Raw genomic sequence first — 12,372 nt, 5'->3', positions numbered from 1 at the left:
CGCGCTCCACCACGCGTCACCGCCGTGGCGCCCGTGCGCACCGCGCGCGGCGCCGGGGGAAAGCGGTCACCGGGGAGGCGTCCGCCCGCCGTGCGGTTCCGGCCTCAGCCGGACGGGCAGCGCCTCGAGTCCGCGCAGCGTCGCCGCCCCCCCAGACGAGATCCTCCGCCGGTACGGCCAGCCGCATGCGCGGGTAGCGGCCCACCAAGGTGCCGAAGACCTCTCCCAGCTCCAGCCTGGCCAGCGGTGCTCCGATGCAGTAGTGCGGTCCCTTGCCGAAAGCGAGGTGACTGCGGTCCTGGCGTGACAGATCCATCTCGTCCGCGGGGGAGAAGCGCCGGTGATCGTGGTTCGCGGTGGCCACCCCGACGATCACCAGGTCGCCCTTCGGAATGACCGTTTCCCCCACGCTCAGGTCGCAGGCGGCGTAGCGCAGCAGCCCCAGGGTGATCGGGCTCTCCAGCCGCAGCAGTTCCTCCACGGCCGGCTCGACCAGCGAGGGATCGGCCGCCAGCGCCGACAGATGGGCCGGATACCGCAGAAGGAACTGCAGGCCGTTGCCGATCATGTGCACGGTGGTCCCGGTGCCCGCGCTGAACAGCAGACCCGCCATGGAGACGATCTCCGGGACCGTCAGGCGTTCGGCGTCCGCTTCCCCGGTCAGCAGGGCACTGACGAGGTCGTCGCCCGGGTTCCTCCGCTTCGCGGCGATCAACGACTCCAGATGGGCCAGCATCTCCTCGCGCCCGCGGGACACCGTGGCGACGGCCGCGTCGTCGACCGGCAGCAGGGTGATCTGCTCCAGCCATCGCTGCAGCAGCGGCGAGTCCTCCGCCGGCACTCCCAGCAGCCGGGACACCACGCGGTGGGGGACCGGCAGGGCCAGTCCCCGCACCAGGTCCGCGTGGCCCCGTGTCGGCAGGGCGTCGACCAGCTCGCCCACCGACTCACGCACGAACGGGCGCAGAGACTCCACCCGGCGGGCGGTGAAGTGCCGTGCGACCAGGCGCCGCAGCCGTGTGTGCCGGGGCGGATCCAGCACCAGCATGTTGTCCGGCCAGGCGTCGAGCACCCGGAACTTGCCCGCCTCCAGCCGGCGGCGGACATCGGGGGACGCGTGAGCGCTGTCGGTGCTCAGCCGCGTGTCGCCGGCCAGCGCCGCGGCGTCCTCGTAACGGGTCACCAGCGCCGCCTCGCCGGCGGACGACGTGGTGATGCGCACCACCCGGCCCGCCTCGCGCAGCGTGGCGTACCGCGGGTAGGGATCGACGAGTTGATTGAGGTTTCTGGGACGGCTCGGACGGCTGTGGGGCACCGGTGCCTCCGGTCGGCTCCTGTGGACGGCGTGCGGCACAGCAGCCTGTGACGGGCGGGCCGCGCGCCGGGGACGCGGCCGGGACGCACCGGCGGCACGGGCGTGACCGCGACGCCTCCGTCCCGTCCCGCGCCCCTCCTACGGTGACCGACGCACGGAGAGCAGCGACCAGCGACGCGGATGTGAGGACGACCTCATGCACACTCCGACGAGGGACCGGCCGGTGGCCCGGCCCGGACGGGCCGCGCCCATCGCCGACCCCGCCGCAGCGCGGTGCGCCGAGGGCCGGACGTCATGACCGGACGAACGTCCGTGACGCGTGCGGTGGAGCCGCCGCTGGGCATCGTCCGTCTCACCGACACCCGAGGAGGCAACCGGATCGACGACCCGCTGTGGCGGACCTTCGACACCGCCCTGCGGTCGGTGGTGTCCGAGCCCGAGGTGCGGGTCGTGCTCGTCGAAGGGCTGCCCGGGATGTTCTGCTCCGGGCTCGCTCCCGAGCCCCTGAGGGACGCGCGGCACCGCGTGCCCGGTGGACTCGGACAGTTCGCCGAGGTCCTCGTCCGCTGCCCCCTGCCCGTGGTCGTCGCCGCCCAGGGGCACGCCCTGGGCGGCGGCCTGTTGTTCGCGTTGGGCGCCGACGCCGTCGTGCTGAGCCGGACCTCCTCCTACGCGGCGAACTTCATGTCCCTCGGTTTCACGCCGTGCATGGGAGCCACCTATCTGCTCCCTCACGTGCTCGGTGCCGCACTCGGCCAGGAGATGCTGTTCACCGGACGCCCCTACCGCGGAGCGGAACTCGCCGTCCGCGGCGCGGGGGTCGACGTCACCTCCGCCCCGCAGGTGCCGGCCCAGGCACGCCGAACGGCCCTGCGCATCGCCCGGGCTCCTCGCCGCAGCCTGGAACTGCTCAAGGGGCGTTTCGCCCAGGAGCGCCTGGCCGGACTCGCGCGGGCGATGGAGGCGGAGGTGGCCGCGCACGACGAGACACGCGCGACAGCCCTCTCCTCCTCGCGCGGCCGCGACGCGGAGGCGGTGCCCCGATGACCGACGTGCTCGTCCTGCCCGGCCAGGGTGTACAGCGTCCGGGCATGGGCGCCGACCTCTTCGACCGGTACCCCCGGATGGTCCGGCAGGCCTACGAGGTGCTCGGCCACTCGGTACGCCGGCTCTGCTCGGGCGACCCGGAGCGCCCGCTGCACCGCACGCTCCACACCCAGTCGGCGGTCTACGTCGTCAACGCCCTCGCCTGCCGTCGCTGGGCGGAGGACCGGGGCCGCGGGCCCGACCTGGCCCTGGGGCACAGCCTCGGCGAGTACAACGCGCTGTGCGCGGCCGGTACGTTCGGCTTCCAGGAAGGCCTCGCGCTGGTCGCCCGGCGGACCGCCCCGATGGACACCGTCCGCGGTGGCGGCATGTCCGCCGTCCTCGGACTCACCGTCGACGAGGTCCGCGCCCGTCTCGCCCGTCCTTCCCTGCGCCGCCTCGACGTTGCCGCGTTGAACACCGAGGAGCAGGTCGTCCTCACCTCCCACAGGCCCCGTCCTCCGATCGGAGTGAGCCGATGCAGGCCGTCTACGCCGCCCACCCCTCCTCCAGCGACCCGCTGTCCGCCCTGCGGCACGGCCCTCAGCCACCACCGCGACCGCCGTCCCCCGACTGGACGGTGATCCGGGTGCAGGCCGCGGCGCTCAACCACCACGATCTGTGGACGCTGCGCGGCGACGGACTGCCGGCCCACCGCTTCCCGATGATCCTCGGCTGCGACGCCGTCGGCACCGACGAGGACAGCCGCCAGGTGATCGTCCACGGCCTCGTCTCCGAGGCCGCCTGGGCCCACGATCCGGTCCGCGACCCCGGCCACACCGTGCTCAGCGAGGGGTACCCCGGCACCTTCGCCGAGTTCGTCGCGGTGCCCCGCCGGTGCCTGCACGCCTACCCGCAGGAGTACTTCACCGCCGCCGAGGTCGCCTGCCTGCCCGCGACCTGGCTGACCGCCTACCGGATGCTCCTCACCAAATCCGGTCTCCGCCCGGGCGACACCGTGCTCGTCCAGGGCGCCGGCGGCGGCATGTCCGAGGCGCTGATACAACTCGCCTCAGCCGCGGGGTTCCGCGTCTGGGCCACCAGCCGCTCACCGGCCAAACCCGAGGCCGCCCGCGCCCTCGGCGCCGAAACGGCCTTCCCCACGGGAGCGCCGCTGCCCGCGCCGGTGGACGCCGTGATGGAAAGCGTGGGCAGGGCCACCTGGAGCCACTCCCTCAGGGCCCTGCGACCGGGCGGCACCGTCGTCGTCACCGGCGCGACGACCGGGGCCGATCCTCCGGCCCTGCTCAACCGCATCTCCTGGCAGGAGTTGCGCGTCCTGGGATCCACCTCCGGCTCACCGGGAGAACTGGACCAGCTCATCACCTTCATGCGGCACAAGCGCCTCAAGCCCACCGTGTCACTCCAACTGCCCTTCGACCGGGCCATCGAGGGATTCCGATCGATGGAGCGCGGCGAAGTGACGGGCAAGGTCGTCTTCCACTGGCCGAACGGGCAGGACGACCTCCCTCACTGATGCCCTGACCACCCTTCCCCGCCCCCCCCGGACCACCAAGGAGAACCACTGTGCTACGGCATGTCCGCTCCCTTCTCGCCGCACTCGTGCTGCCGCTGGCCTGCGCCGTCGCCCTGCCGACGCCCGCGACCGCCGCATCCGCACCCGAGCAGTCCGCGCTGGTGGACTGCCCCGGCTATGCGACGCAGGAGTTCGACCCCGGCCTGGTGCTGCTGCCCCGGCAGACCTCCTTCGCCGCCGAAGGCACCTTCGGCCCGTGCGTGTCCACCTCGCCCGACCACGCCTTCGCCGACTACGAAGCCGACGGGGAGGCGTTGCTGTCCTGCTCCGTCAGCCTGCCGGTGACCGGCGTCTCCGGCACCATCCGGTGGAGGGACTCGGCCGGCGACCCCACCGGTGTCTCCCACTTCAGCGGAGGCATCTCGCTGACCGAGCGGCCCGTGGGCCAGAACGTCGTCATCGTCGTCGCCGCCATCACCTCCGGTGACTTCGCGGGCGATCAGTTGATCTACGAGATCGTTCTCCTCAACACCGATCTGCCGAAGTGCCTCACCACCGGCATCGATCTGGTTGCCGGTCCGGCCAACATCACGGTCCTCCCCGTGTGAGCACTCCGGAATCCCGGGACTCCGGTACGACGCCCCCGGCCGCCGGCCCAGAGGCGCGGACGTCACAGGATCTCCGGCCGATGTGAAGGCACATCGGCCGGAACGAACGGTAGGCGAAACTGCAGCCAGGTGGTGTCCTGGCAACCGGGGCACCGGCGCACCCGCGTCCGGCCCCGTCCCGACGCCGGAGGTACAGCGTGGATCCGGACAACGACCTCCCGAGAACCGAAGCGGTGCTTCACGGCATCCCCAGGACCGTGCGGCTGCCCCAGGATCTGTCCCAGGTGGACGATCCCTTCCCGCTGCTGGCCGAACTGCGTCACGTCGCCCCGGTGGTGCGAGCCCGTCTGCACGACCGTTGGAACGTGTGGCTCGTCACGTCCTACCAAGCCGCTCGGCACGTGCTGCTGGACACCCGAACGTTCCGCAGCGACCACTCATGGATCGCCGCCGCCGACGCGAAGCACGTGTCACCCATGCGGATGGGGCTGCTCGACTGGGACCCGCCGCTGCACACCGAGGCCCGCCGTCTGGTTCGGCCCGCCTTCGCCCCACCCGCCGTGCGCGACTTCGCCGACCAGGTGCGTCGCCGCTGTCCGCCGCTCCTGGAGGCGCTGCCCCCGACGGGGACCGCCGACCTGGTGGCGGAGGTGATCGAGCCGTTGGTCAACACCGCTGTGGGCACCTTCCTCGGAGTGCCGTGGAACGAGGCCCTGGGCCGCGGAGCCGCCGCGCTCATCGCCCCCGTCGACGACGACACCGCGAGAGAACACGCCGCTCGTGCCCGCGACGCTCTCGCGGCCCACGTCGACGCATGTCTGAGCGAGTCGTCCGGGCAGCACACGAGCCTCCTGGCACGCATCCTGACGGAAGGCGGTCCCGGCAACCCGGAGAGCCGGCTGCCCCGTGGTCAGTTGGTGCTGCAGATGTTCGTCGCCGGACGACAGAGCACCGTGGACTTCCTGGCCACGCTGATCCGGGGCCTGACCGGAACAGGGACCCTGGCGCGGCTCCGCGACCCGGGGGCGCCGATCGCGAGCACCGTGGAGGAGTACCTGCGTCACGACGGCCCGATCGTGCGCGGCGTATGGAGGTTCGCCGCCCGGGACGGCCACATCGCCGGCACTCCGGTCGCCCGAGGTGACACGGTCCTGGTGTCCCTGGCCGCCGCCAACCGCGACCCCGCCGTCTTCGACCGTCCTGACCAGGTGGCCCCACAGCGCCGTCCTCATCCACATCTCGCGTTCGGGGCCGGCCCGCACCATTGTCCGGGAGCACCGCTCGTCCGGGCGATGGCCGGGACGCTCGTGACGGAGCTGGCCCGTCGCTTCCCGCGGATGAGCCTCGCTCCGCAGCGGGACCACTGCCCAACGGGCAGCGTGTTCCGGGGGCCACGCGCCGTGCGCGTCCGTCCGGGCGGCGAGAACACCGCCGCGTGACGACGCACGTCAGGGCCGCCGGTACCTCGCCGACGCACGAGAATCCGCATCCGACCACCGGCACAGGAGAATCATGCGACGTGTCAAACTCACCTGGCCAAGTCTGGACCTCAGCGTCACAGCCCGTCTCGACGACGCACGCAACCCCGCGCTCGCCGACACCTGGTGGCGCATGCTGCCCTACAGGAGCATCCAGAGCCACGCCGTCGTCGCCGACGGTCACATGTATCACCTCGCACCGGACATCAACGCGGTCTTCGCGGAGCGCCGGACGCTGGAGGACCGCACGCACGCTCCGGACGGCAGCGTCTACCTGACCCGCCTGCAGCACCTGCTCGTCAAGTACGCCCCGGTCCTCGAACCGACCGTCTGCGCCCGCGTCGCGCAGGTCGAGGACGCGGACGTCCCGGCCCTGGCCACGGTGGCACGGCGCTGCTGGGAAGCCGTCTACCGCGGGCCGGGGTACTTCGAGGTCGAGGTCGCACGGGAAGGCCACCCGTCCGGGACAGGCCTCGGGCTGCCACCCAGCCACGACGCCGAACAACCGGCGGTCCGTGACCTCATCGGCGACCTGCGTCTGGCCACCGAGCGCATCTGGCTCACTCCCGCGCCCGAAGTGGTCGACCTGCACGGCGGGAGGGTGCCGCTGGGCAGCCGCGGCCAGTACTTCTCGACCCTGGTCTACGTCAACGGGGAGATGCGCACCCTCGGCTCGACCACGCTGAACCCCCTGGCCCGTGCCGCCCACGATCCCCACACGGACCTCGCGGGCCTTCTCGCGCTGACCCGCCCGCTGACCGAACTCCAGGCGGAGTTCCTCGGGCACTGCGGCTTCCGCGCCCTGCGGAGCCTGTTCGACCGTGTCTACGCGGTGCTTCCGCAGGTGCGCTCGAAAGCCGACTACGGCGCACTGATCGCGGAACTCGCGCTGCACGTCAACTGCCTCCGGCGATGGAACCTGCACTTCTTCCCCTGGCACCACGGTGACGAGCACCGCTGGACGGACGCGCCCCCGGCCAGGGACCGGCAGGCCGGGGGTCGGTGATGGACCTGGGACTCGAAGGCCGCGTCTTCGTCCTGACCGGCGCCACCGCCGGACTGGGCTACGCGGCCGCCTCCGCCCTCGTGCGCGAGGGCGCCCGCGTAGTGGTGTCCTCCCGTTCTCCGGCACGCGTGGAGGCCGCGGTGTCCCGCCTGGGCCGGCAGGCCGTGGGCGTGCCGGCCGCGGTCGAGGATCCGGCCACGCCGACCCTGCTCGTCCGAACGGCACTGCGCCACCACGGGCGCCTGGACGGCGCTCTGCTGGCGACCGGACCCAGCGCTCGGGGCCGCGTGTGCGATGCCACCGACGAGCAGTGGCGGGCCCACTTCGACCACCTCTTCCTCGGTCTGCTGCGCACGGCCACCACCGTGGCCGGCCACCTGCCGAGCGGCGGCGCCATCGCCTTCGTGCTGTCGACCTCGGCACGCCGGCCCCTACCGGATTTCGGCCTCTCCGACGGCCTTCGCCCCGGCCTGGCCATGGCGGCCCGGCAGATGGCCGCGGAGCTGGGACCGGACGGCATACGGGTGCTGAGCCTCGTCCCCGGACGCTTCCCCACGCCCGGCTCCCCTCTGAGCCCGGACGAGAGCTGCGCGGACATACCGCTGAACCGTTTCGGGACACCGGAGGAGTTCGGCAAGGTCGCTGCCTTCTCCCTCTCCGCCGCAGCCGGCTACGTCACCGGCACCGAGATCGTCGTCGACGGGGGCAAGCTGCGCTGCTGAGACTCCAGCGCGATACGGCTGCCGGGGGATCGCGACGACGTACCGGGGACGCGTGGGCGGTGCCGCGTCGCGCCGACGTCACCGAAGCGTCCGCCTGCCCGCCTACGGTGACCGCCACAGCGGTGCCTTGGACGTCTCTTCTCGCGACCTGGGCCGCACACCGACGAACAGTCTCTCGTTGAGGAGCCCTTCGCACGATGTCGATCGTCATCACGGGGATAGGGGCGCGCATGGCCGGCTCTCCCTCCGCGTCCGACTTCTGGGAAAATCTGCGCGCCGGGCGTCCCGGCGCGCATGCGCTCACCGCGGAAGCGCAGTTCGAGGGCATTGACAACGCCATGGCAGCCACCGTCACCTGCCGCCGTCCGTCGGCGGACCTGCCAGGCCTCGATCCCCGGCACGCCCGATCCTGCACCGACGAGGCCCTGGTCGCCATGGCGGTGATGGAACAGGCACGCCGGGACGCCTCGCTGACGGACGACGCCGTGGACCCCGGGCGCGTCGACGTGGTCGCCTCCTCGTCACGCGGACCACTGGACTGGTGGGCCGAGCACATCCGCGAGCGGCGGGGCGCCGACCCGGCCACCGTGCCCAGGACGGCCGCGCTGACCGGCCTGCCGGGCGCCCCGGCCACCCTGTACGCCATCTACGGCAACCTCCGCGGACAGGTCACCACACTGAGCTCGGCGTGTGTCGGAGGGAACCAGGCTCTGGGCTGGGCCGTCGACCGGCTGAGGACCGGGGCCGCCGACGCGGTCATCGTGGCCGGACACGAGTTCCCGATCGTGCCCGAACTGCTCACCTGCTACAACGCCCTCGGCGTCCTCAGCCGACGCGTCGACGACCCGCCCACCGCGTGCCGTCCGTACGCCCGTGACCGTGACGGGTTCGTGCTCGGCGAAGGCGCGGTCGCACTGCTGCTGGAGCGGTCGCAATCGGCCCGCAGGCGGGGCGCCCGCGTCTACGCCGAGGTCCTCGGCCAGCGCTCCGGCAACGAGGCGCGGCACGCGACGGGCATGGACCCCACCGGCCGCTCCGCCGCCGACCTGGTGCGTGCCTTGCTGGACGACACCCACCGCGGTGTCGGCGACGTCTCGTACGTGGCCGGACATGCCTCCGGCACGCCTCTCAACGACCTGGCGGAGTGCCGGATGATGCGCCGTCTCTACGCAGACACGTCCCCGGCGGCATGGCCTCCGCTGGGCGGCAACAAGGCGGTGTTCGGACACACACTGGGCGCCGCGGGGCTGGTCAACGCCGCCGCCTGCGCGCTGATGATCCACCATCAGGAGCTCGCACCCACCAGGCTCCCCGGGCCGGTCGACCCCGAATGCGACCTCGACCACGTCGCCGAGGGACCACGGCGCGGCGACGTCGGGCTCACACTCTCGCTGTCCTTCGCGCTGGGCAGCCAGACCTCGGCACTCCTCCTGGCCGCGCCCGCATGAACGGTCCGGCACTGCACGACGACCCCGACGACATGCTCAGGACATGGGTCGAGCCGGGCGCGCACCTGCACTTCGCCTCCACCATGGCGCGGCCCAACGCACTGCTGTACGCGCTGGCCCGCACCCGCGAGGGGCGGCACGACGTCACCGTGAGCGTCGCCGCGGTGCACTCGAGCGCACACGCACTGGCTCTCTCGGGAGCCGTGCGCCACGTGATCACCGGTTTCCTGGGCGACGTGTACCCGCTGCCCCGGCACAACCCCCTCTACGCGCACGTCGCACAGGGGCAGCCCTTCACGGCCGAGGTCTGGCCGCTGTGGACACTGGTCCAGCGACTGGTGGCAGCCGGCACCGGTGCCCCGGCAGCCGTCACCCGGTCGTTGCTCACCAGCGACCTGCGCCACGCGCTCACCGCCGACCTGCGGACCGTCACCTCGTTCGACGGCGGCACGGCCCACCTCGTCCGTCCCCTGGCCCCCGACCTCACCCTCGTGCACGCCGTGCTGGCCGACCGCCGCGGCAACCTGGTCCTCGGCTCCCCGTCCGGCGAGGGCGCCTGGGCCGCCTACGCCGCCCGGCACGGTGTCCTCGCCTCCGCCGAACGGATCGTCGAGCGTCTGCCCGACGACTGCTCGGGGCTGCTCGCCGTGCCCGGTCACCTGGTCCGAGCCTTGTGCCCAGCTCCCCGTGGAGCACATCCGCAGGCACTCGCCGCACCGCCGGCCACCGAGGTACCGGGATACCCGGACGACTACGCCTTCCTCGAGGAGGTGAACGCCCACTGCCGCCGCGGCGCGGGCACCGAGTGGTTCGACCGGTGGGTGAGGTCACCTCGAGGGCACGACGACTATCTGCGCCGCCTGGACCGTCGTCCCCGCCGCGTGGCCCGCCCGTCCCGCACCGCCTTGAGCACGGCCAGTGCCAGGGAACGACTCGTGATCCTCGGCGCACGCGCCGTGCGCGACCGTGTGCTGGCCCACGGGTACAGGACGGTGCTCGCCGGCATCGGCCACTCGCACCTGGCTGCCTGGCTGGCCCGCGACATGCTGGCACGACGCGGCGTCGACATCCGGGTCTGCGCAGAACTCGGCTTCTACGACATGCGGCCCGCACACGGCCAGGTCCACCTGTTCGCCCCCGCACACCTGCCCGGAGCGGGCCACCGCGTCGGCCTGCCGGAGATCCTCGGAGGCGTCGTCACCGCCGGCGGGGAGCAGTGTCTCGGAGTGCTGTCCACCGCGCAGATCGACCGGAGCGGCGCGCTCAACACGTGCCTGCTCCCCGACGGGCGCTGGCTGACCGGACCGGGCGGTGCCTGCGACATCGCCGCAGCCGCCGACTGCGTGGTCCTGGCCCAGGCCGAACCCCGTCGCTACGTGGCCTCCGTGCGGCACCGCACCAGCCCGGGCGACCGGGTGCGCACCTGCGTCAGCCACTACGGACGCTTCGAACGGGCCGGGTCCGGGGAGTCGTTCGCCCTGTCCACCTGGCTCCCTCCCCACGACGCACCAGGGGGCGACCCGTTCCGCACGGTGGCCCGCACGACGGAAGGGTGGTCCGCAGGAGGCCGGGCGCCCGTACCGGAGCCCGCCGTCACCGCCCGGGAGCTCGACGCCCTGCGCGCCCTCGACCCCGACGGCGTCTACCGGTGACCACCACCGGGGCCACCCCATCCGCACACCGCACCCGCCGTCGAGAGGCAGCGATGGAAACCACACCGCACGACCCGCCACCCGTTCTGCTCAGCGCCTGTGACGCAGGCGTGCTCACCCTGACCCTCAACCGACCGGACCACCGCAACGCCCTGGACCACGTCCTGGCCCGGCGCCTGCTGGACGCCCTCGCCGAGGCGGCCGCCGACCCCACGCTGAAGGTCCTGGTGCTCACCGGTGCCGGCACCGCGTTCTGCGCCGGCGACGACCTCGCCGCCACCGCCCGCTGGCGTGCCGGGGAGTACGCGGACACACCGGCCGACCCGCGCACCCACGAACACCTGTACCTGTCCGTCTGCCGCAGCCTGCTGACCCTCCCCGTCCCCGTCGTGATCGCGGCCAACGGGCCGGCGATCGGCGCCGGTCTCTCACTGCTCTGCGCCGCCGACCACCGCATCGCCTCGCGCGACGCGGTCTTCGGCACACCCGCCCTGCGCCACGGCCACCTCGGCGACGCCGCCCTGTTGACGCGCGCCGTCGGCCCCACCCATGCCACCCGCCTCCACCTCACGGGCGCCACTCTGGACGCGGAGGAGGCCACCCGCATCGGTCTGGTGGACCGCGTCGTGGCCCCGGACGAGCTCCCCGCCGCCGCGGCGGCCACCGGTGCCGAACTCGCGGCACTGCCGCCGGGAGCCTTCGCCCTCTTCAAACGGCTCCGCGAACAGGTTCTGCACGCGCCGACCGACGTCGCGCTGCTGCTGCAGGACCGCGGCCATCACGAGTCCCACCGACTGCACGGAGGCCGTCCATGACAGCGCCGCACGGAGCCGCGCACCGGATGACCGCGCTCGTCACGGGCGCCACCGGGGGTATGGGCCTGGCCATAGCCCGCAGGCTGACCCACGAGGGGGCTCGGGTCATGCTCTGCGCCCGCGATCCGGAACGTGCCGCCGAGGAGGCCCGCACCCTGCACACGTCCTGGCACGCCGGAGACCTCACAGCACCGGAAACGGCGCGCACGGCACTCGCCGAGGCCGCACGGCGGTTCGGCCGGCTCGACGTCGTGGTCGCCGCGGCCGGGACCCGGGGAAGCACCCGTGACCTCGGCGCTCCCATGGACGGGGAGTGCGGGCGGATCCTCGACGACAACGTCACGACCTTGGCGAACACCCTCACCGCCGCTCTGCCTGCCCTGACCGAGAGCAAGGGGTCCTTCCTCGCGTTGTCCTCCCTGGCGGGCCTGACCGGCTATCCGCGTTTCCCCTACTACACCGCCGCCAAGGCCGCCGCGATCGGGCTGGTCCGGGCCGCCGCGCCGCAAGCCCGGCGCCGGGGCGTACGCCTGCGCGTGCTCTGTCCCTCCTTCACCGCCACACCCATGACCGAGGACTTCGCAGCCGAACTCCGGCACAAGGGCGTGCCGGTGCAGCAGCCGTCGCGTGTCGCCGAAGCCGTCCTGTGCGTCCTCCGGTCGGACGGCTGGGACCCGGTCTGGACCCTGACACCCGGAGCTCCGCCCCGCCCCTACGACTTCCCGCCGTTCGCCCCCCTGGCCGAGCAGCCCTCATGAGACCCGC

The 12,372-nt window shown here is 73.0% G+C and carries 12 protein-coding genes; 11 read left to right on the top strand and 1 reads right to left on the bottom strand.

Annotated features, from left to right (window positions below):
- Window positions 1–16: 16 nt before the first annotated feature.
- Complete coding sequence (locus tag ABZ836_RS05940) at window positions 17–1,315, bottom strand: cytochrome P450 (RefSeq protein WP_361139723.1); 1,299 nt, start codon at window positions 1,313–1,315, stop codon at window positions 17–19.
- Window positions 1,316–1,609: 294 nt separating this feature from the next.
- On the opposite strand from ABZ836_RS05940, the gene ABZ836_RS05935 reads away from it, so the two are divergent.
- The 11 genes from ABZ836_RS05935 to ABZ836_RS05885 all read left to right on the top strand — a co-directional run bounded on the left by ABZ836_RS05935 (window position 1,610) and on the right by ABZ836_RS05885 (window position 12,365).
- Complete coding sequence (locus ABZ836_RS05935) at window positions 1,610–2,362, top strand: enoyl-CoA hydratase-related protein (protein ID WP_361139720.1); 753 nt, start codon at window positions 1,610–1,612, stop codon at window positions 2,360–2,362.
- A complete protein-coding gene (locus ABZ836_RS05930) occupies window positions 2,359–2,985 on the top strand; it encodes an acyltransferase domain-containing protein (protein ID WP_361139717.1) in 627 nt (208 codons plus the stop codon). Before ABZ836_RS05935 ends, ABZ836_RS05930 begins: the two co-directional genes overlap by 4 nt.
- Complete coding sequence (locus ABZ836_RS05925) at window positions 2,880–3,878, top strand: zinc-binding dehydrogenase (protein WP_361139714.1); 999 nt, start codon at window positions 2,880–2,882, stop codon at window positions 3,876–3,878. Before ABZ836_RS05930 ends, ABZ836_RS05925 begins: the two co-directional genes overlap by 106 nt.
- Window positions 3,879–3,928: 50 nt before the next feature.
- A complete protein-coding gene (locus ABZ836_RS05920) occupies window positions 3,929–4,486 on the top strand; it encodes a hypothetical protein (protein WP_356127597.1) in 558 nt (185 codons plus the stop codon).
- Between the two features lie 233 nt (window positions 4,487–4,719).
- A complete protein-coding gene (locus ABZ836_RS05915) occupies window positions 4,720–5,925 on the top strand; it encodes a cytochrome P450 (RefSeq protein ID WP_361139710.1) in 1,206 nt (401 codons plus the stop codon).
- A gap of 73 nt (window positions 5,926–5,998) precedes the next feature.
- Window positions 5,999–6,970, top strand: a complete 972-nt coding sequence (locus ABZ836_RS05910; protein ID WP_361139707.1) for a hypothetical protein — start codon at window positions 5,999–6,001, stop codon at window positions 6,968–6,970.
- Window positions 6,970–7,692 carry an SDR family oxidoreductase gene (locus ABZ836_RS05905; protein ID WP_356127588.1) on the top strand — a complete coding sequence of 241 codons (723 nt, stop codon included), beginning with the start codon at window positions 6,970–6,972 and terminating at the stop codon, window positions 7,690–7,692. Before ABZ836_RS05910 ends, ABZ836_RS05905 begins: the two co-directional genes overlap by 1 nt.
- Before the next feature lie 197 nt (window positions 7,693–7,889).
- Window positions 7,890–9,140: a beta-ketoacyl-[acyl-carrier-protein] synthase family protein gene (locus ABZ836_RS05900; RefSeq protein ID WP_356127585.1), complete on the top strand. Its 1,251-nt coding sequence runs from the start codon at window positions 7,890–7,892 to the stop codon at window positions 9,138–9,140.
- Window positions 9,137–10,792: a CoA-transferase gene (locus ABZ836_RS05895; protein ID WP_361139702.1), complete on the top strand. Its 1,656-nt coding sequence runs from the start codon at window positions 9,137–9,139 to the stop codon at window positions 10,790–10,792. The genes ABZ836_RS05900 and ABZ836_RS05895 overlap by 4 nt, the downstream gene beginning before the upstream one ends.
- Window positions 10,793–10,845: 53 nt before the next feature.
- Window positions 10,846–11,607 (top strand): enoyl-CoA hydratase/isomerase family protein, encoded by a 762-nt coding sequence (locus ABZ836_RS05890; protein ID WP_361139699.1) that lies wholly within the window; start codon window positions 10,846–10,848, stop codon window positions 11,605–11,607.
- On the top strand, window positions 11,604–12,365 hold the full coding sequence (locus ABZ836_RS05885) for an SDR family oxidoreductase (RefSeq protein WP_361139696.1): 762 nt from the start codon (window positions 11,604–11,606) through the stop codon (window positions 12,363–12,365). Before ABZ836_RS05890 ends, ABZ836_RS05885 begins: the two co-directional genes overlap by 4 nt.
- The last annotated feature ends 7 nt before the right edge of the window (window positions 12,366–12,372 follow it).

It is taken from the genome of Streptomyces sp. NPDC047130, from assembly GCF_040643475.1.
Classification (GTDB): Bacteria; Actinomycetota; Actinomycetes; order Streptomycetales; family Streptomycetaceae; genus Streptomyces.
Note: the sequence above shows the minus strand (reverse complement) of the source record. Positions and strands in the feature narration are given on the sequence as shown.

What these genes read in the sequence shown, in the direction of transcription:
- ABZ836_RS05935 (WP_361139720.1), top strand. Translation starts at nt 1,610, where the DNA reads ATGACCGGACGAACGTCCGTGACGCGTGCGGTGGAGCCGCCGCTGGGC.
- ABZ836_RS05930 (WP_361139717.1), top strand. Translation starts at nt 2,359, where the DNA reads ATGACCGACGTGCTCGTCCTGCCCGGCCAGGGTGTACAGCGTCCGGGC.
- ABZ836_RS05925 (WP_361139714.1), top strand. Translation starts at nt 2,880, where the DNA reads ATGCAGGCCGTCTACGCCGCCCACCCCTCCTCCAGCGACCCGCTGTCC.
- ABZ836_RS05910 (WP_361139707.1), top strand. Translation starts at nt 5,999, where the DNA reads ATGCGACGTGTCAAACTCACCTGGCCAAGTCTGGACCTCAGCGTCACA.
- ABZ836_RS05905 (WP_356127588.1), top strand. Translation starts at nt 6,970, where the DNA reads ATGGACCTGGGACTCGAAGGCCGCGTCTTCGTCCTGACCGGCGCCACC.
- ABZ836_RS05900 (WP_356127585.1), top strand. Translation starts at nt 7,890, where the DNA reads ATGTCGATCGTCATCACGGGGATAGGGGCGCGCATGGCCGGCTCTCCC.
- ABZ836_RS05895 (WP_361139702.1), top strand. Translation starts at nt 9,137, where the DNA reads ATGAACGGTCCGGCACTGCACGACGACCCCGACGACATGCTCAGGACA.
- ABZ836_RS05890 (WP_361139699.1), top strand. Translation starts at nt 10,846, where the DNA reads ATGGAAACCACACCGCACGACCCGCCACCCGTTCTGCTCAGCGCCTGT.
- ABZ836_RS05885 (WP_361139696.1), top strand. Translation starts at nt 11,604, where the DNA reads ATGACAGCGCCGCACGGAGCCGCGCACCGGATGACCGCGCTCGTCACG.